The following is a 20392-nucleotide window of genomic DNA, read 5'->3' as shown; positions in this document are numbered from 1 at the left end:
AACTGGTGCTGCCGAGTGGGATTGAACCACCGACCTCACCCTTACCAAGGGTGTGCTCTACCACTGAGCTACGGCAGCAGGACCAGACGCGTGAAGCGGAAACGCTCAATTCGCGTGAACGGGGCGCCTATTGCCACAGCTTCGGCAGGAGCGCAAGCCGCAATTTCCAACTTCTCTGGGAATAACGGATGAGGCACTTTTGGAATGGCGCGAATCCGGTTAATTCTGGGGAATGACCGAAGAGACTGAAAAGGCCCGGCAGAGCCGGAAAGCGGCCATAGAGGCCCAGGCGGCATTGCGCCGGGAACGGGCGGCCGAAAAGCTGAGAGAAAATCTTTCAAAACGCAAACAGCAGGTGCGCGCTCGCCGATCCGGCCGGGCGGACGAGACGAATGGCCTGCCCGCTGCAAAAAAGCCCGCCGCAAAAATGGACGAATCGTAATGTTCGGTCCGCGACGAATTGAAGCGTCATGGGATTTGCTCTAAAGACCCCCACCTCTTGCCTTGCCCCCACAGGCAACACTTTCAGGAAAGGCGGGCCTCGCCCGTAAGTGCACATGGATCGTATCAGAATTGTCGGCGGTAATGAGCTTAATGGCATCATTCCGATTTCCGGCGCCAAGAATGCCGCGCTGCCGCTGATGATCGCCTCGCTTTTGACGAGCGATACGCTGACGCTCGAAAACGTGCCTCATCTTGCCGATGTCGAATTGCTAATGCGCATCCTCGGCAATCACGGTGTCGACGTTGCGGTCAACGGCCGCCGCGAGCGCCAGGAAGATTCCTATGCCCGCACGATCCATTTCACCTGCCGAACCATCGTCGATACGACCGCTCCCTATGAACTGGTTGCGAAGATGCGCGCCTCCTTCTGGGTCATCGGTCCGCTTCTGGCTCGCGAGGGCCATGCCCGCGTTTCATTGCCGGGCGGCTGCGCCATCGGCACGCGCCCGGTGGATCTCTTCATCGAAGGCCTGACAGCACTCGGCGCCACGATGGAGATCGACGGCGGCTATATCAATGCCAAGGCACCGCAGGGCGGTCTCATTGGCACGCACTACACCTTCCCGAAGGTTTCCGTCGGCGCGACCCATGTGCTGATGATGGCGGCAACGCTTGCCCGCGGCACAACCGTTATCGGCAATGCCGCCCGCGAGCCTGAAGTCGTGGATCTCGCCAACTGCCTGAACGCCATGGGCGCCAAGGTTTCCGGCGCCGGCACGTCGACTATCACGATCGAAGGCGTCACCTCGCTTTCCGGTGCGCGCCATCGGGTGTTGCCGGACCGCATCGAGACCGGCACCTATGCCATGGCTGTTGCCATGGCCGGCGGCGATGTCGTGCTCGAGAATACCGATGTGGTCCTCTTGGAAACGGCGCTGGAAACGTTGCGCCGCGCCGGAGCGGAGATTTCGTCGACTAACAATGGCATGCGCATCAAGCGCAATGGAGCTGGTATCCAGCCGGTCGATATCGTCACCGATCCTTTCCCGGGTTTCCCGACCGATCTGCAGGCGCAGTTCATGGCGCTGATGACCCGCTCTTCCGGCATCTCGCATGTTACGGAAACGATCTTCGAAAACCGGTTCATGCATGTGCAGGAGCTTGCCCGACTAGGCGCGAAGATTTCGCTGTCGGGCCAGACGGCGAAGATCGAGGGTGTAGAGCGGCTGAAAGGCGCCCCTGTCATGGCGACTGACCTGCGCGCCTCCGTTTCCCTCGTCATTGCCGGCCTTGCGGCCGAAGGCGAAACCATGGTTTCCCGCGTGTATCACCTCGATCGTGGTTTCGAGCGGCTGGAAGAAAAGCTCACCCGCTGCGGCGCCATCGTCGAACGCGTCAGCGAATAAGAAAGGGCGCTTCTACGCCCTTTATCCCGGTTGCGTATTTGGACGCCGCGCCTTATTTCCGTTGTCTGACAGATCGCCGCAGTCGCGGCTTAAAGACACGGGATAGAGGCTGGATGACCGACCTGAAGCTTGTTGCGCTCGATGCCGAGGACCTCGCCGTCATTTCCGCGCATGTGCAGGATAGTGTCTTCAAGGTGGCCGATATCGACTGGTCGCCGCGCGGTAAGCAATTTGCGCTCGCCGTCAACCGCTTCGTTTGGGAAGAGGCAGTCCGCAAGCGTAAGGGTTTCGAACGCCGCCGCGCCGCGCTTGTTTTCAAACGTGTGCTCTCCGTCCGCTCGATCGGCATCGACCGGTCCCGACGAGACGATGTACTGTCGCTGCTCGCCCTGCAATTTGACCAGAAGGGCGAGGGGCCGGAAGGCACGCTCGAGCTCTCGCTGGCGGGAACGGCCTCGATTGCCCTCGATGTCGAATGCATCGAGGTGCAGCTTGCCGATATCGGCGGCGCCTGGGAAACGGGCTCCAAACCGCGCCATCCCGGCACCTGAGCGAAACAGTTCGAGTAAAGAAGGAATTCCGGTCTTGGCAATCTGGCTCAATCAGACATCCGATGGTTTCGAGCAGCGCTTCGCGGCTTTTCTCACAACCAAGCGCGAGGTCTCCGAAGACGTCAACACCGTCGTGCGCGCCATCATCGATGATGTGCGCAGCCGCGGCGATATCGCATTGGCCGAATATTCGAAGAAGTTCGACGGCATCGATTTTTCCACTGTGCCGATGCGCGTCACCGAAGAAGAAATCGAGAAAGCCGTCGAGGTCGTCCCCTCCGAGGTTCTCGGCGCTCTGAAAGTTGCCGCACTGCGCATCGAATCCCATCACCGCCGTCAGCTTCCGAAGGACGATATCTACGAAGACGATATGGGCGTCGGCCTCGGCTCACGCTGGACGGCGATCGAAGCCGTCGGCTTGTATGTGCCGGGCGGCACGGCGAGCTATCCGAGCTCGGTCTTGATGAACGCTGTCCCGGCGAAGGTCGCTGGTGTGGATCGCATCGTCATCGCCGTGCCGGCGACCAGTGGTTTGGTCAATCCGGCGGTGCTGGCTGCTGCAAAGCTTGTCGGTGTCAATGAAATCTACCGCATCGGTGGCGCGCAGGCGATTGCCGCGCTGGCCTACGGCACCGAGACGATTGCCCCGGTTGCCAAGATCACTGGCCCTGGCAATGCCTATGTCGCTGCCGCCAAACGCCAGGTGTTTGGCACTGTTGGTATCGATATGATCGCCGGCCCGTCAGAAGTGCTCGTCATCGCCGACAAGGACAACAATCCCGATTGGGTTGCCGCTGATCTGCTAGCCCAGGCCGAGCATGACGAAAGCTCCCAGGCCATCCTGATCACCGACGACGAGGAATTTGGCAAGGCGGTCGAAGCGGCCGTCGAACGGCAACTGAAGACGCTGAACCGTTCGGGAACCGCCGCTACAAGCTGGCGCGATTTTGGCGCAATCATCCTCGTATCCGATCTCAAAGACGCCATTCCGCTCGCAAACCGCATCGCCGCCGAACATCTGGAACTCGCCGTCGCCAATCCAGATACCTTCGTCGACAAGATCCGCAATGCCGGCGCGATCTTCATCGGCGCCCATACGCCCGAAGTGATCGGCGATTATGTTGGCGGCTCCAACCACGTGCTGCCGACGGCCCGTTCGGCCCGTTTCTCCTCCGGCCTTTCGGTTCTCGATTTCGTCAAGCGCACCTCGATCCTTCGGCTCGGCCCCCAGCAGCTTCGGAATCTCGGCCCGGCGGCGATTGCGTTGGCTGTTTCGGAAGGCCTCGATGCCCATGCGCGATCGGTCGCGATCCGCCTCAACCTCGAAAGGTGAGGGAATGGCGAAGGACGACTTCCGGCTCTGCGACGTTGTCCTTGACGATACGATCGGCCGTTCGACGCCCGATGTCGAGCATGAGCGGGCAGTCGCGATCTTCGATCTGATCGAAGAAAATTCCTTCACCCCCGTCGGCCATTCCGGCGGTCCTTACCGGCTGAACATCTCGCTTGTCGATTCCAAGCTCGTATTTTCCATCACCACGGAAAAGGGCGAGGATGTCGCGACCCATATCCTGTCGCTGACGCCGTTCCGGCGGATCGTGAAGGACTATTTCATGATCTGCGAAAGCTATTACGAGGCGATTCGTTCGGCTTCGCCGAGCCGAATCGAAGCGATCGACATGGGCAGGCGCGGCATCCACAACGAAGGCTCGCAGACCCTGAAGGACCGGCTCTCCGGCAAGATCGACGTCGATTTCGATACGGCCCGACGCCTCTTCACGCTTGTCTGCGTACTCTATTGGCGCGGGTGATGGCGATGGGACCGCACGTCGAAGCGGAGGATGGAAAACGACCGGGCGCCATCCTCTTCATGTGCGGGCTGAATGTCATCCGGTCGCCGATGGCGGAAGCGATCGCCCGTAGCATTCTGCCTGCCAATACCTATATAAGGTCTGCTGGCGTTCGCGCCGGCGAGCGCGATCCTTTCGTCGACGTCGTGCTGGAGGAAATCGGCCTTTCACTTGGCCGCCGGCAGCCGCAGACGCTGGAGGAGCTCGAGGACGACTATTTCGACCTCATCATTACGCTTTCACCGCAGGCTCATCACGCAGCGCTCGAACTGACACGTTCCAACGCCGTCGATGTCGTCTACTGGCCGACCATGGATCCGACAGTGGCGACCGGTACGCGCGAGCAGATATTGGATGGTTATCGCGAGGTTCGCGATCACCTGGCCGGCCTTATCGAAAGCCGGCTACTCAAGAGAAATGGCATCGCCGCACAATCGGCGTGAAACAAAAGTCGGAAAGCCCGATCTACGAGGTTCACAAATCCCCGTTGATTGTGTAGTTTCCGCGCAAATTTTCAGGCGCCTTGCGCCTTTTTACCCAACACACAGGAAGAAAACCCTTATATGCCGAAAGAAGAAGTCCTCGAATTCCCGGGTATCGTAACCGAACTTCTGCCGAATGCGACGTTCCGCGTGAAGCTCGAAAACGAGCATGAGATCATAGCTCATACCGCCGGCCGCATGCGCAAGAACCGCATCCGCGTTCTCGCCGGCGACAAGGTTCTGGTCGAAATGACGCCCTACGACCTGACGAAGGGCCGCATCACCTACCGCTTCAAGTAAGCTTGGTCTGCGAAGCTCCCAAAGAGCTTCTGCTCCCGCCTGCCGATGGTCGAGGTTCCATGGCGCTGAAATACAAGCTCATTCTGGCCTCGGGCTCGCCCCGCCGCGTCGATCTGCTCAATCAGGCCGGCATCGAGCCCTCGCGTCTGCTGCCGATGGATATAGACGAGACGCCGAAGAAGTCGGAGCATCCGCGCTCGCTCGCCCGCCGTCTCTCGGGCGAAAAAGCGGAAGCCGCACTTGCCGCCATCAAGGGCGACATCACGTGGAACGGCAGCTACATTCTGTCCGCCGATACGGTCGTCGCCGTCGGCCGCCGCATCCTCGGCAAAGCGGAATTCGCCGATGAGGCATCGAATTCCCTGCACCTGCTCTCCGGCCGCAACCACGTGGTCTATACGGGCATCTGCCTGATCACGCCCGACCGCAAGGTGCGCCAGAAAATCGTCGAGACGAAAGTGCGTTTCAAACGCCTGTCGAGCTTTGAGATCGAAAACTACATTGCCTCTGGCCAATGGCGCGGCAAGGCCGGCGCTTATGGTATCCAGGGTCTGGCAGGTACCTTTGTGCAAAAAATGGTGGGTTCCTACACAAATGTCGTGGGACTGCCACTTTATGAAACCATCGTGCTTCTGACTGGCGAAGGCTTCGATGTCCATAGCCGTTGGCCCGAGGGTTGATCTGCGGTTAGAGCGCCGTGCGTCCATTCGGACACACCAAGGACGTTCTACCTTTTTGAATCTACGCGTCATGCATCCCGAAATTCGTTCCAGTTTTCGGGCCAATGCCGTAGGAGGAAACCATGTCTGATGAAATGAAGACCGGCGGCAAGGTTGAGCCGTTGCGTAAGACACGTCCCTGCCCGGAATGCGGCAAACCGTCGAACCGTGAACACTATCCCTTCTGCTCCAATCGTTGCCGCGAAGTGGACCTGTCGCGCTGGCTGACGGGCTCCTATGCCATTCCTGTCGCCGACGACGAAACGAAGGCGGATTATCCGGATGAGGAAAACTAGGTTTTCCACGGCGAAGCTCTTATTTTTCCTCGCAAATCGCCAAAAACTTCGGGGCCGTCAAAAAACTATCATTTGATGCTTGCCATGGGCGAACAAGATGCTATAACCCCGCTCGCTTCCGGGGTGCACCAAGGCCCCGACATTCCAAAGCGGAATGCTTCTCAAGAAGCGTGGTTAGCCCAGGTAGCTCAGTTGGTAGAGCAGCGGATTGAAAATCCGCGTGTCACTGGTTCGATTCCGGTCCTGGGCACCATCTGATCTTTCTGTGTGATTAGCCATTTCCTGCGCGCCAAAAGACATTCTCTTAGACGTCGTGATAGCTGCGATGGCAGCGGCGCCAAGATCGGCCCACAGGATTTGATGAGCCTGTGTCAGCTTTTCTCCCTACGATGTTTTGCCCATTCGATTAAGCGTTCGAATTGGCCTCGATGATCGCGAAACGCAGCGTCAAACGACCCTAACAGGTAACCGCATTCATCTACGCGCGCCGGTGGCACACCTCTTGCAGTGGTTACCAATATATTTTCCCATCAGGAACCAAGTGCCATGAAATGGGACACCTCGGCCGAATTCGCTCCACTTATCCTTGTCTTCAAGGACAGGGGCGAACGCATGACTGTTCGCACGGTTGGAGAAGCTGCCAACGCCTTGATGAGAGACTGGCCGTCCGACGATGGCGAGGAGTTTCTATCTGCCGTAAAAGCCTGTCTGGATGTGATGACTGGCAAGGCGGATGCGGACCGACTCCGGGAAGCGATCATGCGAGCTGCGGACGAAGCGGACGTCACAGTTATCACCGTTCTCCAATAAACCGTGACCCGCCGCCTAACATACTGAAGGGGCTGCGTGACGCCTAGCCCTTTTGGATGAGTTGCGAATCGGTAGCGCGGCGAGGAAAGTAGCTATGCGGCGGTAGTAGGATTACTAGGACCGAACCCGATGCGGGGGGCTCGCCGAGTATTGAGTGGGAGCCCTTCATTTTGCTCAAAAGCCGCTCGTTGAATGGACGCAGTTATTTCGCCCGGGACGGGCTCGTCCGGAGATGCTTCGTTCAAACGGAAATGTCGTGCGGCTCTTTAACCGGTCGGAATTCCGGCGGGCGGAGGAATGGCGGTGGTCCGAGATCGAAGCTCGAGAACCAACCCGGCGGTCCATATTGGGCCTCGTCGTCCAAATTCGGCGGTGGAAACAATCCAGCGAATTTCGCGTAGGATATCATCGCGCCGAAAAACAATGTGAGCACGAGAGCGATCCATTTCGCCCGATAGACATCTTCTTTTCGCATTTGCTTGCCTGCTCATAACGACATGGAACCAGTTGATACCAAATCGTGTCAGGAAGTTGTCGAAGCGCATATGTGATGGTCTCACGCGCCAAGCCGTTGCTCTTCATAGCAGCTTCGCCGCTAAACCGGAATTTTTGCTCGACAGATACTTTCGGGCGGAACCTCGCGCGACTATTTCCGTTTATGGCGAATGGCCCGGCAAGCGTTCTGGAAAGGTTATCTCAAGCTCTCCCTTGTCACCGCGTCCGTTTCCCTGACGCCGGCGACGACGGAGTCGAGCAAGGTGCGGTTTCATGTATTGAACCGCGCGACGAAGAACCGTGCCGAAAGCCGCTATGTCGATAGCGTCACGCATAAACCTGTCGCCGAAAAGGATCAGGTAAAGGGTTATCCGCGCGGCGAGGATGACTATGTTCTCCTTGAAGACGAGGAGATCGAGGAAGTAGGGCTGGAAAGCACCCGCACCATCGATATCGACAGTTTCGTGCCGCGCGGATCGATCGACTGGATCTGGTACGACAAGCCGCATTTCCTGGCGCCGGAAGACAAGGTCGGCACCGAAGCCTTCTGTGTGATCCGCGAGGCGATGCGCGCCAATGACGTGGTCGGCATTGCCCGGCTGGTGCTCTATCGACGCGAACGCGCCGTACTCCTGGAGCCGCAGGACAAGGGCATCATTCTGTGGACGCTGCGTTACGGCGATGAACTCCGCGAACCGGCGGCCGAACTCGACATGAAGGCGAAGGTCGATAGCGCGTTGCTGACTCTCATGAAAAAACTGGTCAAGGAAAAGACAAAGGACTGGAGCCCATCCCTGGTTCAGGATCCGGTTCAGAAGCGGCTGAAGGCACTGATCCGTGGCAAGGAGAAGAGCTTCAAGAAAGCAGCACCAGTTCGCAAGCCCGCCCCGGTCAAATCGACGGGCAACGTCATCAATATTATGGATGCTATGAAAAAGAGCCTCGCGGCCGAAAGCGGGCGCGGAAAGCCGCGATAGGAGCGAAGCCTATCGCTTCCGCTTTCGAAGCGGCTTTGCCGCGGCAAAGAACCCATCCCACGGATCCTTGGAAAGCGCCTGCAGCCGTGCCGGCGTGTTATCAACGGTGAAATAGGCAGGACCGATTTCGGTGGTCAGTTCGCTCCATTCCAGCGGCATGGACACGGCAGCACCCGGACGAGCGCGTGCGGAATAAGCAGCAACGGCAGTATTGCCGCGACCGTTGCGGAGATAATCAATGAAAATCTTGCCGCTGCGTTTTGCCTTGGTCGCAGTTGCTAGATAGTGATCGGGATCATCCTCAGACATGCTGTCTGCAAGCCATTTGGCAAAGGCTTTCACCTCCTCCCATCCGGCTTTGGGCTCCAGTGGCGTCACCACGTGTAGCCCTTTGCCGCCGGATGTCTTGACGAAGGCTGCGAGGCCTTCGCCCTCGATGCGCTCCTTCAGTTCATAAGCCGCAGATATCACATTTTCCCATGGCACGTCCTCGCCGGGGTCGAGGTCCATGGTGATCATGTCTGGCTTTTCCCAATTGTCCGTTGTCGCGCCCCAGGGATGGATTTCCAGCACGGCCGATTGCACCAGCGCTACGAGACCATCGAAATCGGTAATGCGCAGCAGCTTTTCACCGCTCTTGTCCTTGGGGTCGGTAATTTGCTCGATATGGTCATTCATGCCCTTCCAGGCATGTTTCTGGAAGAAGCGCTGGTGGCCGGAAATGCCATCTGGCAGGCGCAGGAGCGCCAACGGCCGGTTGACGACATAAGGCGCCATGAAGTGCCAGACCTGCGCGTAATAATCCGCGAGGCCTTCTTTGGTAACGCCCTCATCCGGCCAATAGATACGGTCGGGATGAGTGAGCTGCACTGCCGATTCCGGCAGGTTTTTCGCCGTCGTCTTTTCCATCTCGCGCCCAACATCCTTTGCCGGCTTGTCCTCTCGCAATCCGCGGAAAGCCGCGTGGCGCAGATTACCATCGGCCGACCAGGCGCGGAACTCCACTTCGGCAACGAGCTGCGGCTTGACGTAATGCAGGCCGCGCCGTTCCTCTGCTGTCAGCTTATCGTCGAAGGAATTCTGTTTCATCTCCATCGCCGATAGCCGCTCGTAAAGCATCTGCGCCGTCGCGACCGTATAGCCGGTGCCGACGCGGCCGACATGCTTCAGGGCGCCGTCTTGGTAATAGCCCATGGCGAGCGACCCGATGGCATTCTTCGTCGAAGTGGAAGGCACATAGCCGCCGATGACGAATTCCTGGCGCTGCGAGCACTTCGATTTGATCCATTCGCCGTTTCGGCCGGACACATATTTGCTGTCGCGGTGTTTCGAGACGACACCTTCGAGGCTGAGCCGACAGGCGTGCTCAAGCACCAGGCCGCCATTCTCATTGAAATGCGCGCTGTAGCGCAGCTTACCACTGTCGTTGGACAGCAGCTTTTCCAGCAAATTTTTGCGTTCGAGAAGGCCTACGTCCAGCAAACTGTAACCGTCAAGATAGAGCAGATCGAAGGCGTAGAAGACGAAGCGGTCGTAACGGCCCTCGCTGAGATCCTGTTGCAGGGCGGAGAAATCCGAGGCGCCGGTATCGCGCTCGACGACGAGTTCTCCGTCGATAACAGCCGTTGCGACCGGCAGGGAGGCAAAGGCATCGACAATGTGCTTGCCGAATTTCTCCGTCCAGTCGAGCCCACCGCGCGTCAGCATCGTCACGCGCCCGTCCTTGATCTTCACCTGCAGCCGGTAGCCGTCGAACTTGATCTCATGGATCCAGCGCTCGCCGATCGGCGGCTTTGGTTTGAGCTTGGCAAGCTCCGGTTCGGTGAAGTCGGGCATGGCCGCCTTTTTCGCGCCCCTCGGCCAGTCGCGCTTTGCGGCGATACGAGGGCGTGCCTTCTGCGAGCGTGCTTCGGTCACAACCGCCTTGCCGCCCTTTGGCTTGGACTGCCACATGGCGTCCGGATTCTTTGCGACCTCCTCGAGTTGCCGCCCGGTTTTGGCCGATTCTGGTCGCTCTTCGAGGATATCGGGCGCGCCCTCGTGCCGGGCCTCCACGTCGTCCCCCTTGATCAGCAGCCAGTTCTCGCGCTTCTCGCCGGGTTTTCCGTGCATACGCACCAGATGCCAGCGCCCCCTAAGCTTCTCGCCGTCGAGCTCGAACTCCATGTGGCCTTTGCGGTAGGCCTTATGCGGGTCGCCGAGCGGCGTCCAGGTGCCGCGGTCCCAGACGATCACAGTGCCGCCGCCATATTGGCCCTTTGGAATGGTGCCTTCGAAATCGCCGTAGGAGAGGGGGTGGTCCTCCACATGGACGGCGAGGCGCTTGTCTTCCGGATTGAGGCTCGGGCCTTTGGTGACAGCCCAGCTTTTCAGCACGCCATCCATCTCAAGGCGAAAATCATAATGCAGGCGCGTGGCGTCGTGCTTCTGGATGACGAAGCTATTGCCCTTCGCGCGGCCTTGTTTGCCGCGCGGCTCTGGCGTGATCTTGAAATCACGTTTCGCCTGATAGGTTTCGAGCGCCATGGTCAGCTCGCCTTTCTGCTGCTTCTATCGGAAGTTTTACGCACAGCGGGTTTTTTCGCCGGCGCCTTGCCGCCCATCTTGGCACTTTGGCGCAGAGCCTCCATGAGATCCACCACCTTGCGCTCCGGCTCGCGCTTGCGTTTCGGCGGCGCGCGGCCTTCGATCTTGGCTTTCACGAGTTCGACAAGTGCCGCCTCGTACCGATCGTGATATTCGCTGGGGTCGAAGCTGCCACTTTTGGTTCCGATGATATGACCGGCGAGCTCCAGCATCTCCTTGTCGAACTTGATGTCGGGAATGTCTTTGAACGCGGAAGTCGCGGAGCGAACCTCGTAGTCGAAGTTCAGCAAGGTTGCGATGATGTGGTCGTCATGCGCGCGAATGAGTAGCGTGCGGTTGCGGCGAAAAAGCACCGCTTCGGCGAGTGCCGCTACCTTTCCGTCCTGCATGCCGCGGGCGATCAATGCAAGCGCTTCGGCATCATGTTCATCGACCGGCGCCAGATAATAAGGTCGGTCGAAATAGAGCTTGTCGATGCCGTCGAAGGGAATAAACCCCTTAACGTCCATCACCTTGTCGCTTTCCGGCATGATCTCGGCGATCTCATCGCCTTCGATGAGAAGATAGTCGCCACTCTCCATCCGGTAGCCTTTGACCTGGTCGTCGCGCTCCACCGGCTTGCCGGTTTCGCTGTCGACGAACTGGCGTTCCACGCGATGCCCTGTTCTGCGGTTGATGATGTTGAAGGAGAGACGGTCGGACGAGGAGACGGCCGTATAGAGGCCAACGGCGCAGGCAAGGTCGTCGATCTTCAGATGGCCCTTCCAGCTTGCGCGCGCCGCCATGCTCGTCTCCGTTCAAAGCCTGCTACTACTCTTATCTGTTTCAAGCGGCTGAAATTTCCAGCCGCTGCCATCAGGTGAGGGATAGGCAAGCAGCGCATCGCCGTTGCCGATCTTCTGGCGTGAGGCGACGTCCCTTGCGCGGTCCATCGCTTGCTCCGGCGTTGCGTAGGGTTCGGACAACGTGTCGCCGAGCTTGTAGGCCCAGCCATTGTCATGCGGAACGATCTGATAGGTAATATAGGCCATGTGTGTTCCTTCTCGTCAGCCGTTGCCGCGTGAGCGGCTACGCCGCTCGTCGAGCGCGATGATCTTTTCGAGCGATGCGATGTCCTCGCTGGTGACGACGGGTACCGGGTCGGACGCAATCGCCTCCAGCACGTCGTTGGAAATTGCACCGTTGCGGATTGCCCATTCCAATGTCTCACGTGTTTCCCGCTCGGCCCTGAGCTGCGCATAGAGCGCAACGATCAGCCGGTCGCGCGCGTCCATACGGCTTGTTGGCTTGCGGTTGATCTTGCGGATGTCGGGCATGGAAAATCCTGCCTCTTCATCAGATTGCTCAGGTGAAAAAACCAATGACTGATGGAAAGGTTCCGCTGGGCAACCAAGCGAAAATCAAATCGCCGCATTGCGGCTTTCGGCCGGAAACATTATCTCAGACCTGTACTCGATAGAGGATTTCAAAATGGCCGATCTCAAGGCTCGTCCCCGTCCCACAGGTGCAAACGCCGTTCTCGGCCGTACCGGCTTCCCACATGTCACGTCGGTAACCGGCGGAAAACTCGATATCGTCACCAGCCCGTCCCAGCCGGGTTTCAATCCGCTCGATCTGCTCTATTCCTCGCTTTCGGCATGCCTCGTTTTGAGTGCTCGCATGGCAGCAAGCCAGCTCGGCATTCTCGACAAGATTACCGAAATCACTGCTGATGTGACCGGCGAAAAGGCAACGGAAGGCCTGTCTCGTGTCGCCAAGTTCAATATCGCTTTCTCCATCAAGGGGGATATCGACGAGGAAACGCGTCGCAAGATCGCCCACATGGCCGAAGACGAGATTTGTACGGTCAGCAATACGATCAGAGGTACGCCGGAATTCGCGACCACGATCTCCGGCTGATCGGGCCGTCATGGATTATCCATAAAAAATATAGACGATAGGCTGGAAGCATTGCGCAGTCTCCGCGCTGCTTTTATGCTCGGGCATCGAATGAAATGATGCCGGCCCAGATGCAGTCCCAGATAAAGCCTTCGACGGAACAGAAATCTCATCGGCCGGTCGTCGCCATCATCGGCGGCGGCGTTTCCGGCGGTGGCGTCGCTTATCATCTGCTGAAGCTTGTCGGCAGCGACATACCCGATATCGTGGTCTTCGAGCCGCGTCCCATGCTTGGCCGCGGCCTTGCCTATGATACAGTCGACCCTGCCCATCGCATCAATGTGCCGGCTGCCAAGATGAGCCTGCAGCCGGATGATCCGGAAGAATTCCAACGCTGGATCGAGGCGAACAATGCCGTGCGCGACGATCCCGAAGCCACGCGCGAGAATGGTCAGCTTTTCCCGCGCCGCCGGGTCTTTGGCGATTATGTCGGCTCGCTTCTGCAACCCTTCCTGAAGTCGGGGGCCATCCGTCATCGTCGGTTAACCGTGACAGCCGTTCATCGCAAGACCGACGGCTGGGTGATCCTCGATGATAAGGGTGGCCTCACCGAAGCTGAAATCGTCGTAATCGCCACCAGCCATCCGCCACCAGCCGCACCTGGCAGGCTAGCCGCCACTCTAGCCGGCCATCCACGTTTCATCGCGGACACCACGAAACGAGGTGCCCTTGAAGTCGTGCGGCCGCAAGATAGGGTTCTCGTCATCGGCAATGGGCTGACGGCAGCGGACGTGATCGCGTCCCTTGCGCGAAACGGTCATGAAGGTCCAGTCGTCGCCATTTCCCGCCGCGGTCTGCGTTCACGCGGTCACGCGGAGGTCCCACAAGAGGCCTTTGGTGATTTCATCACTGAGCCTGCATTTTCGGCAACTGCTTTATTACGTAAGGTAAGGCTTACCATCCGTCAGGCGGCCGAACAGGGTTTGAGCTGGCATGCGGTGATCGATCAGGTTCGCTCTCAAGGCCACGATGTCTGGCGTGCACTGCCGGTTGCCGAACGGCGGCGCATCGTCCGGCATTTGCGACCCTATTGGGATGTGCATCGTTTCCGCATCGCCCCGCAGGTCGAGGCAGTTCTCGATATGGCGGTCGAAGGCGGCCGACTGGAGATCCTGGCGGCATTTCTCGCCGATGCAAGGATCGAAGATGAAACGATCCGCGTCACTCTGCAGCCGCGACATGCCCGCGCAAAAGTGGATCGGATCTTCGACGCAGTCATAGTCACGACCGGTCCGGCGCATGGCGGCATTTTGGAGACACAGCCCTGGCTCGGCGAGCTTGCGCGGGATGGTTATCTCGCTCTTGATCCTACCGGCCTCGGCCTTGCCTGTTCCGAACACTCCGAAGCACTAGGACCGGATGGCCGGGTGATCTCATCCCTGCTCATTTCCGGTCCGCTTGCCCGCGGTACTTTCGGCGAACTGATGGGATTGCCGCAGATAACCGAACATACGGTCTTCATCGCCCGCGAAATCACTGAAAAGCTGAAAGACGCCGCGCGGCATAATTTACGACCTATTTCTGATCGATCTGTCGTTCTTTGACTGTCGTCAGCGCGCGACTTCTGATAGTGGCGGCATAGCCGTGGCTTGCGAGTAAGCTGCGCAGAAAGCATCGAGATCTCATGTCACAGGCCGCTTCCGCCGTTTCCGAAACTCCCTCGTCCAGCCGCCTTCCGCTCATCGCCCTCATTCTCGGCGGTGCGGCGATCGGCGGATCGCCGATCTTCGTGCGGCTTTCCGAAGTCGGGCCGATGGCGACAGCCTTCTGGCGCGTGGCGCTGGCGCTGATCCCGATCTTCATCTTCTCGGTTTTGCGCAAGGATACGGGGCCGAAACCGAAGAACCTTTCCGATTACGGGATGCTGATCCTGCCGGGCGCCGTGCTGGCGCTGGATCTCTCCGCCTGGCACCTGTCAATCACCATGACCTCGGTTGCCAATGCAACGCTGCTCGCAAATCTTGCGCCGGTTTTCGTGACCGTCATCGGCTTCCTGTTTTTCGGCGCCAAAGTGACCCGCGTCTTCGTACTCGGCCTGGTCCTGGCATTGGCCGGCGTGGTCGTCCTGAAGGGTGGACCTGCCGCTTTTGGCAGTGGCGATTTGCGCGGTGATGGCGTCGCCATGATCGCCGCCTTCTTCTACGCCTGTTACATCCTGGCGATTGGCGCGCTTCGCAGCCGTTTTGATACGATCCGCATCATGTTGTGGAGCACGGCCTCCGCTGCAGTCGGAATTTTCCCGCTCGCATTCTTCTTTGAAGGCCACATGCTGCCTGCAAGCGTCTACGGCTGGTCGGTGGTCTTCGGCCTGGCTTTTGTCAGCCATGCGGGCGGGCAGGTGGCGATTGCCTACGCGCTTGCCTATCTTCCAGCGGCTTTCTCCTCGCTGACGTTGCTTCTCCAGCCGGTCGTGGCGGCCATTCTCGCCTGGGCTTTTCTCAGTGAATCGATCACCGCAATGCAAGCTCTGGGCGGCTTGATCGTTCTTGCCGGCATCATGATCGCAAGGCGAGGGTGACCCGCTTAAAGGAAGCTTGACCATTGGCTGCTAGACCTGTCCCGAAGTTCGGACAGGATCGGCTATGGCGAACCTTAATCAAATATTTTCAGCTGAAATTCACGCGGTGGAAAAGCCGCGGGACGTTGCCGTGCGGCAGGTTTCAACGGCGCCTCTGCTCTGCTTCATCGCCGTGATCGCTATCCTCGTTGCAACCTTCAAATTTCCACCGCTCCTCGATTATCCGAACCACTATGCTCGCATGTGGCTGCTTGCCGGCGGCATAAGGGAGGCACCATTCCCCGAAATCTATGGGATTGAGTGGGACCGTGCCTTCACGAATGTCGGCATTGATTTGCTCGCGCGCTTCATCGGTCCTTTCATCGGCGTCTCGCTGCTCGCTCGTATCCTATTGTTTTTAGCGATTGTCCTGCCGCCGTTCGGTGCCATCATGCTGCACCGACACCTGTTCGGCGGCAGCTATTACTGGCAGATCGGCATGCTATATTTCGCCTGGTGCGCCACGCTGATCGGCGGTTTCATCAATTTTCAGATCGGCCTCGGCCTCGCATTGCTGTTTGCGACGCTGGATCATCGCCTGCAGTCTGGTTCCGCGATCAGGCTGTTCCTGTGGCGGGTGACAGTCTCGCTACTGCTCACCATTGTCCATCTGTTTTCGGTAGGCTTCTTCCTCGCAATTGTCTGCGGACTGGAGTTTTCCTGGCGCTTCGATGTCGTCAAATCTCGTTCGGCAGTTCTGCGCCTTGCCGGCAGGCTTGTGGCCGCAATGATCGCCTGTCTGCTGCCGCCGGCCGCGCTGGCGCTGACTGCAGCCGATCTTCCGGGAAGTCAGGTCGGCAACATCCTCGCGGACTGGAACGACAGCCCGGTGCTGTTGGTTTCCAACCTGCTCTCGGCCATCTGGACCTATGTTGCATTCATCGACGCGATTTTCCTCGTACCGATCCTGCTGGTCTGCAGCAGGGCGCTTGCCGGGAAAAACCTGCGCGTCCACGCGGGGCTTGCCGTCACTGCGGCGGGCCTTCTTGTCCTGTCCATCCTCTCGCCACGGCATGCCTTCGGCACTGGATGGATAAGCTGGCGCTTTCCGATCATGGCCGCCCTTGTCGGCATGGCGATGATCTGCCCCTTTCAAAAGGTCGGTAGGCGACAGGCCCTGATCCTGTTCCTTGTTCTGAACATCGTCGTCTTCGGCCGGACGGCGTGGATCGGTTTCAACTGGTGGCGGGGCCAGGCAGATGTTGCAAGCGTGGAGAGGGTGCTCGAAGCCGTCCCCGCGGGCTCTGCGATTCTGCCGCTGCAGCACGATCCGGCCTTTGCCGAGATTAAATCCGATCAGCGGCATTACGCATTCACCGAGGATACTTTCCGGCACCTGCCGACGATCGCCGTCCCGCTGGCGCATGCTTTCGTCCCGACCCTCTTCAGCGCGCGCGGCAAACAACCACTCGCCGTTCTTCCTGCCTGGTTGGAGAAATCGGTGCCGGAAGGAAGCCTCTTTTCGACAGGCGTGCTCTCCTGCCCAGGTCTGATGGCGCAAGCCGCAGGCTTCACACCCTATCTTGTCGACTGGCGCAGCAAGTTCGATTTCGTCCTGGTCCTCAATGCCGATGTGGTCGATCAGAATGTCGGCGAGGTGATGCCGGAAGGTGTCAATCTTGTGAAGGACGAGGGTTTTGCAAGGCTCTATGCCATCGACCGCAATGCGCCGCCAGCGACGGATATCGTGCCGACGTCTTGTCCCGACCGCTTCCACTGGTAGCTATTGAGTTTCCTGCAGTTTGTTCTCCTGCAGCAGCCATTTCTGGATGATCGGCACGTCGGCGTCGCCGAGGTCGTGACCGCCGGGGATGATATCGGAATCGACAGTCGCGCCCGAGGTCTTCAACCGCTCTTCCAGCTCGCTTGCATATTTGCCGTAAGCATCCATCTTTCCGCTGATGACGAGCAGGTCGGTTCCCTTGAGATCAGCATGCGGATAGGTGTTGAGTACCGGCATGGAGCGCAGCAGCACAGCCTTATGCACTAGGTTCGGATGCAGATAGAGCAGCGAATTCAGAAGATTCGCGCCGTTGGAATAGCCGACGTAGACGACTTTCTTCGGATCGAGACCATAGGATTTGACTGCACCTTCGATGAACGCAGCAAAGGCTTCGGCTTCGTTCTTGATATCGTCCTGATCAAAAGAGAAGGGCGTGATGCGCTTGTACCAGCGCGGGAAGCCTTCCTCGGTCGCGCGGCCGCGCACGCCGAGAAGCGTCGCGCGCGGAGCGACTTTGTGCAGCAGCGGCATCAGAGTCGTCTCGTTGCCGCCGGAGCCGTGCAGCAGCACGAAAACACTGCCGTCTGGATCGGGTGGCGTATAGAAGCGGTGGACGAACGGCAGGTCGCGATAGTTGATGCGCGGCTTGCCGGGCATGGAAAACTGCGGCAGCACGACCTTCAGATCATCGAGACTGGTAATCGAATCTTTTGGCGGAATGAAGAGCTTGGTACCGAGCGTCGCCTGCGGTTCATCCACCAGCATGCCCGGCTGGTTGGTGGCAAGCTCCACCAGGGTGCCGCCGGGCTCACGAGCATAGAGCGAGCGGAAGTATTTGCGGTCGTGCAGATTGGTTGCCGAGGCGTTTTCCTTTTCGAGCGCTTTGTGAACCGCGAGCACGGCTTCGTCGTCATCTGCTCGGAAGGCCACATGGTCGACCGTGCCGGTACCCGGTGCGCCGGACCAGAAACCGCGCGCATCGCGCACGTCAATGATGTCGCCCGACTGCGAGACGAGGCGGTCAATCGTGCCACGGTTGGCGAAGAACCGGTAAGCGAAATGGCTTTCGATGAAATGGCGGCTCTCAGTCGGCCGTTCGGTCAGCATCGTCGCGCCACGCACACGCTGTATGGCATGCTCAACCGGCACATCGGCGCCATCCCAGACAGCTGGTGATTTCAGATCCTTGGCACCGGCAAGCTTGACGATGACGTTATCCGGATCCTTCATCCGCAGCACCGGTTCGCCGAATTCGTCTGCCGGACCTTCGGAGCGGAAACCGAAACGCATGGCCCGCGTCAGCCAGTAACCGATGCTGGCGGGGTCGACTGCCAACGACACTTCGCTGATCTGGCCATAGCCTGCACGACCGGGCGCTCCGTCCTCCCAGACGAGAAAGGTGACGAGTGAGCCTGGCGTGCCCTCGGCATCGCCGTAGAAGAGATGAAGCTGGGTTGCGTCCTCGAAGCCGGCCGTCTGCTTGACCAGACGCATGCCGAGGAATCCGGCGTAGAAATCCACATTCGCCTGCACCTTCCGGGTGATCAGGGTGATATGGTGTATGCCTGAAGCCATTGACGAAAGCCCAAATTGAAAAGGCGAGGCCAGGAGAGCGAGTAAGAGTGTCGTTGCCAGCGTCATACCCGTGCCAATGATGTTTTCCTAGTTTTGTTCCGCAAAAAGCACAAGTGCGTCACCGCGCGGCAAGAGCTCCAGTGTGTCGACATCTTCAAGTGCTTCCTCCAGTTGCTGGAGCGTCGGCGGCTTGACCATATAGGCAAGCGCGCCGAGATCTTTTGCCCGTTGCATGTCGCTTTCGTCGCTTGACGTACTGAGCACGCAGACCGGAATCCGGCTCAGCCGCTCGTCGGCCGAAAGTGCGTGCAGCACCTCGAAACCATCCATGATCGGCATGTTGATGTCGAGCAGCATCAGGTCGATCTGCGGCTCGTCCGCAATGCCGGCGCGCTGCTCCAGAAGCTGCATCGCCTCGCGGCCGTTGGTGGCCACATGCAGGTTGAAGTTCACCTTCTCGCGCCGCATCAGCTTGATCTTCAGAAGCTGGATATCCGCCGGGCTGTCTTCTACCAGCAATACCTCGGCCAGTCTGCCGCTGCTTTCGCTCGTATGGTCGGATGACTTTGCCGCCTGCGGCTGCTCGGCGGCCACCGGGCGCTCGCCTGATATCTCGGCAAGCGGCACTTCGAGAAGGAAAGTCGCGCCGCGACCGATCTTTGCATCGCACCAGATCGAGCCGCCATGAAGCTGCGCGATGCGCCGACAGATTGCAAGACCAAGCCCGGTGCCTTCGATACCGCGGCCGACAAGACGCTTGAACGGTTGGAAGATCAATTCGCGATGATTGGGATCGATACCCGGCCCGTTGTCGCTGACCGCCAGACGGCACGTACCACTTTCTGTGACGGCCGAGATGCACACTTCAGGCACCGTATCATCGCAATAGCGGATCGCATTGGAGACGAGGTTCTGCAGGAGTTGGATGAGCAGCGTCGCATCGCCCATCACCTCCGGCAATCGACCTCGGATGATGATCGCCTGCCGGCTTTCGATCTGCTGATGCAGATTGTGCTCCACTTGATCGAGTACTGCCGACAGCGAAACCGGCTTGAGCTCGAGATCGCTCGAAACCTCAAGCCTCGTGAAGCCCGACACCTTGACGATCAGGTCCTCCATATGGTCGGCGGCGCTCAGGATATAGTCGAGGAGTTCGCGATCTTCGGCCGGCAGATCGGCAGAGCCGTGCAGGATCCGACTGAAGGATTTGATCGTTCGCAGCGGTTCCTTCAGATCATGCGCCATGGCGCGGGTAAAGATCTCCAGCGATTGCCGCTTCTGCTCGAGCTTTGCTTCCAGCGCGCCATGCATCACGGCATTCTGGATGCAGCGATGCAGCGTCTCGGGCGAAAGCGCGTCCTTGGTGAGATAGTCGCGCGCGCCGCTCTTCATCACTTCGACGGCGACGGTTTCGTTGCCCTGGCCGGTCAGCATCACCACATTGGCGGCGGCATCCTGCTCGAGGATTTCCGAGAGCACGCCAAGGCCGTCGCGGCCGGGAAGCGAATAGTCAAGCAAGATACAGTGAGGGCGCCTCTGGCTGTTGAGGGTAAGACCCTCGTCACCGCTCTCGGCCTCGATGATAGTATAGTTCGTGCCGGAGAAGCGCGCCAGCATGCGGCGATAGGCTTCTCGGTCGTCTATGCTGTCGTCGATGATGAGAACGCTGCAGTCTTCCGCCAA

21 protein-coding genes and 2 tRNA genes are annotated in these 20392 nt (G+C 59.0%); 16 read left to right on the top strand and 7 right to left on the bottom strand.

The genetic code is table 11. The annotated features are described in order from the left end of the window. Nucleotides 1-3 precede the first annotated feature (3 nt). A tRNA-Thr gene (locus EV281_RS08770) sits at nucleotides 4-78 on the bottom strand. A gap of 154 nt (nucleotides 79-232) precedes the next feature. Here EV281_RS08770 and EV281_RS08765 point away from each other — a divergent pair. The 12 genes from EV281_RS08765 to EV281_RS08705 all read left to right on the top strand — a co-directional run bounded on the left by EV281_RS08765 (nucleotide 233) and on the right by EV281_RS08705 (nucleotide 8330). After that, nucleotides 233-442, top strand: coding sequence for a hypothetical protein (locus EV281_RS08765; protein WP_132652704.1), 210 nt, complete (start codon nucleotides 233-235; stop codon nucleotides 440-442). Nucleotides 443-557: 115 nt separating this feature from the next. Continuing rightward, on the top strand, nucleotides 558-1850 hold the full coding sequence (murA, locus tag EV281_RS08760) for a UDP-N-acetylglucosamine 1-carboxyvinyltransferase (RefSeq protein WP_132652703.1): 1293 nt from the start codon (nucleotides 558-560) through the stop codon (nucleotides 1848-1850). Nucleotides 1851-1963: 113 nt separating this feature from the next. Next, nucleotides 1964-2401 (top strand): DUF2948 family protein, encoded by a 438-nt coding sequence (locus EV281_RS08755; protein ID WP_132652702.1) that lies wholly within the window; start codon nucleotides 1964-1966, stop codon nucleotides 2399-2401. 34 nt (nucleotides 2402-2435) lie between these two features. Next, the gene (gene hisD, locus EV281_RS08750; protein ID WP_132652701.1) at nucleotides 2436-3734 is read left to right on the top strand and encodes a histidinol dehydrogenase; all 1299 of its coding nucleotides are present in this window, start codon (nucleotides 2436-2438) and stop codon (nucleotides 3732-3734) included. Nucleotides 3735-3738: 4 nt separating this feature from the next. After that, nucleotides 3739-4212, top strand: coding sequence for a UPF0262 family protein (locus EV281_RS08745; RefSeq protein WP_132652700.1), 474 nt, complete (start codon nucleotides 3739-3741; stop codon nucleotides 4210-4212). Nucleotides 4213-4217: 5 nt separating this feature from the next. Then, entirely contained in the window at nucleotides 4218-4694 is a 477-nt protein-coding gene (locus tag EV281_RS08740) for a low molecular weight phosphatase family protein (RefSeq protein WP_132652699.1), read from the top strand. Between the two features lie 120 nt (nucleotides 4695-4814). After that, a complete protein-coding gene (gene infA, locus EV281_RS08735) occupies nucleotides 4815-5033 on the top strand; it encodes a translation initiation factor IF-1 (RefSeq protein ID WP_003545338.1) in 219 nt (72 codons plus the stop codon). Nucleotides 5034-5092: 59 nt separating this feature from the next. Continuing rightward, entirely contained in the window at nucleotides 5093-5713 is a 621-nt protein-coding gene (locus EV281_RS08730) for a Maf-like protein (protein ID WP_132652698.1), read from the top strand. 122 nt (nucleotides 5714-5835) lie between these two features. Further along, entirely contained in the window at nucleotides 5836-6048 is a 213-nt protein-coding gene (gene yacG, locus EV281_RS08725) for a DNA gyrase inhibitor YacG (RefSeq protein WP_112541619.1), read from the top strand. A 177-nt stretch (nucleotides 6049-6225) separates the two neighbouring features. Beyond that, nucleotides 6226-6301: transfer RNA gene (locus tag EV281_RS08720), tRNA-Phe, on the top strand. Between the two features lie 293 nt (nucleotides 6302-6594). Then, complete coding sequence (locus tag EV281_RS08715) at nucleotides 6595-6858, top strand: DUF982 domain-containing protein (protein ID WP_132652697.1); 264 nt, start codon at nucleotides 6595-6597, stop codon at nucleotides 6856-6858. 665 nt (nucleotides 6859-7523) lie between these two features. Then, nucleotides 7524-8330: a Ku protein gene (locus tag EV281_RS08705; RefSeq protein ID WP_132652695.1), complete on the top strand. Its 807-nt coding sequence runs from the start codon at nucleotides 7524-7526 to the stop codon at nucleotides 8328-8330. 9 nt (nucleotides 8331-8339) lie between these two features. Here EV281_RS08705 and ligD read toward each other — a convergent pair whose 3' ends face one another. The 4 genes from ligD to EV281_RS08685 are packed head-to-tail and all read right to left on the bottom strand — an operon-like array spanning nucleotide 8340 to nucleotide 12232. Next, a complete protein-coding gene (gene ligD / locus EV281_RS08700) occupies nucleotides 8340-10856 on the bottom strand; it encodes a DNA ligase D (protein WP_132652694.1) in 2517 nt (838 codons plus the stop codon). A 2-nt stretch (nucleotides 10857-10858) separates the two neighbouring features. Next, the gene (locus EV281_RS08695; RefSeq protein ID WP_132652693.1) at nucleotides 10859-11701 is read right to left on the bottom strand and encodes a Ku protein; all 843 of its coding nucleotides are present in this window, start codon (nucleotides 11699-11701) and stop codon (nucleotides 10859-10861) included. Between the two features lie 12 nt (nucleotides 11702-11713). Beyond that, nucleotides 11714-11947, bottom strand: a complete 234-nt coding sequence (locus EV281_RS08690) for a DUF2188 domain-containing protein (RefSeq protein ID WP_132652692.1) — start codon at nucleotides 11945-11947, stop codon at nucleotides 11714-11716. Between the two features lie 15 nt (nucleotides 11948-11962). Further along, nucleotides 11963-12232: a hypothetical protein gene (locus EV281_RS08685; RefSeq protein ID WP_132652691.1), complete on the bottom strand. Its 270-nt coding sequence runs from the start codon at nucleotides 12230-12232 to the stop codon at nucleotides 11963-11965. A gap of 154 nt (nucleotides 12233-12386) precedes the next feature. Between EV281_RS08685 and EV281_RS08680 the strand changes: the two genes are divergently transcribed. From EV281_RS08680 to EV281_RS08665, 4 genes are all read left to right on the top strand, one after another. Beyond that, complete coding sequence (locus EV281_RS08680) at nucleotides 12387-12815, top strand: OsmC family protein (RefSeq protein WP_132652690.1); 429 nt, start codon at nucleotides 12387-12389, stop codon at nucleotides 12813-12815. Between the two features lie 95 nt (nucleotides 12816-12910). After that, on the top strand, nucleotides 12911-14398 hold the full coding sequence (locus EV281_RS08675; RefSeq protein ID WP_132652689.1) for an FAD/NAD(P)-binding protein: 1488 nt from the start codon (nucleotides 12911-12913) through the stop codon (nucleotides 14396-14398). Between the two features lie 80 nt (nucleotides 14399-14478). Then, nucleotides 14479-15372 (top strand): DMT family transporter, encoded by an 894-nt coding sequence (locus EV281_RS08670; protein ID WP_132652688.1) that lies wholly within the window; start codon nucleotides 14479-14481, stop codon nucleotides 15370-15372. Between the two features lie 64 nt (nucleotides 15373-15436). Further along, nucleotides 15437-17134 (top strand): hypothetical protein, encoded by a 1698-nt coding sequence (locus EV281_RS08665; protein ID WP_132652687.1) that lies wholly within the window; start codon nucleotides 15437-15439, stop codon nucleotides 17132-17134. On the opposite strand, the gene EV281_RS08660 is transcribed toward EV281_RS08665, so the two are convergent. Next, nucleotides 17135-18775: a VOC family protein gene (locus EV281_RS08660; RefSeq protein WP_184327261.1), complete on the bottom strand. Its 1641-nt coding sequence runs from the start codon at nucleotides 18773-18775 to the stop codon at nucleotides 17135-17137. It lies immediately after the preceding gene. A gap of 21 nt (nucleotides 18776-18796) precedes the next feature. Then, nucleotides 18797-20392: a response regulator gene (locus tag EV281_RS08655; RefSeq protein ID WP_132652685.1), complete on the bottom strand. Its 1596-nt coding sequence runs from the start codon at nucleotides 20390-20392 to the stop codon at nucleotides 18797-18799.

Origin of the sequence: Rhizobium sp. BK418, assembly GCF_004341105.1 — a bacterium.
Taxonomy (GTDB): domain Bacteria; phylum Pseudomonadota; class Alphaproteobacteria; order Rhizobiales; family Rhizobiaceae; genus Rhizobium.
This window is presented reverse-complemented; position numbering and strand designations above follow the sequence as displayed.

Bases quoted from the DNA above. Each gene is read 5' to 3' on its own strand.
- EV281_RS08690 (WP_132652692.1), bottom strand. From the start codon at position 11,947: ATGGCCTATATTACCTATCAGATCGTTCCGCATGACAATGGCTGGGCC.
- yacG (WP_112541619.1), top strand. From the start codon at position 5,836: ATGTCTGATGAAATGAAGACCGGCGGCAAGGTTGAGCCGTTGCGTAAG.
- EV281_RS08740 (WP_132652699.1), top strand. From the start codon at position 4,218: ATGGGACCGCACGTCGAAGCGGAGGATGGAAAACGACCGGGCGCCATC.
- EV281_RS08765 (WP_132652704.1), top strand. From the start codon at position 233: ATGACCGAAGAGACTGAAAAGGCCCGGCAGAGCCGGAAAGCGGCCATA.
- EV281_RS08695 (WP_132652693.1), bottom strand. From the start codon at position 11,701: ATGGCGGCGCGCGCAAGCTGGAAGGGCCATCTGAAGATCGACGACCTT.
- EV281_RS08670 (WP_132652688.1), top strand. From the start codon at position 14,479: ATGTCACAGGCCGCTTCCGCCGTTTCCGAAACTCCCTCGTCCAGCCGC.
- EV281_RS08755 (WP_132652702.1), top strand. From the start codon at position 1,964: ATGACCGACCTGAAGCTTGTTGCGCTCGATGCCGAGGACCTCGCCGTC.
- EV281_RS08730 (WP_132652698.1), top strand. From the start codon at position 5,093: ATGGCGCTGAAATACAAGCTCATTCTGGCCTCGGGCTCGCCCCGCCGC.
- EV281_RS08705 (WP_132652695.1), top strand. From the start codon at position 7,524: ATGGCCCGGCAAGCGTTCTGGAAAGGTTATCTCAAGCTCTCCCTTGTC.
- infA (WP_003545338.1), top strand. From the start codon at position 4,815: ATGCCGAAAGAAGAAGTCCTCGAATTCCCGGGTATCGTAACCGAACTT.
- EV281_RS08685 (WP_132652691.1), bottom strand. From the start codon at position 12,232: ATGCCCGACATCCGCAAGATCAACCGCAAGCCAACAAGCCGTATGGAC.
- EV281_RS08745 (WP_132652700.1), top strand. From the start codon at position 3,739: ATGGCGAAGGACGACTTCCGGCTCTGCGACGTTGTCCTTGACGATACG.
- ligD (WP_132652694.1), bottom strand. From the start codon at position 10,856: ATGGCGCTCGAAACCTATCAGGCGAAACGTGATTTCAAGATCACGCCA.
- EV281_RS08680 (WP_132652690.1), top strand. From the start codon at position 12,387: ATGGCCGATCTCAAGGCTCGTCCCCGTCCCACAGGTGCAAACGCCGTT.
- EV281_RS08715 (WP_132652697.1), top strand. From the start codon at position 6,595: ATGAAATGGGACACCTCGGCCGAATTCGCTCCACTTATCCTTGTCTTC.
- murA (WP_132652703.1), top strand. From the start codon at position 558: ATGGATCGTATCAGAATTGTCGGCGGTAATGAGCTTAATGGCATCATT.
- EV281_RS08665 (WP_132652687.1), top strand. From the start codon at position 15,437: ATGGCGAACCTTAATCAAATATTTTCAGCTGAAATTCACGCGGTGGAA.
- EV281_RS08660 (WP_184327261.1), bottom strand. From the start codon at position 18,775: ATGACGCTGGCAACGACACTCTTACTCGCTCTCCTGGCCTCGCCTTTT.
- EV281_RS08675 (WP_132652689.1), top strand. From the start codon at position 12,911: ATGATGCCGGCCCAGATGCAGTCCCAGATAAAGCCTTCGACGGAACAG.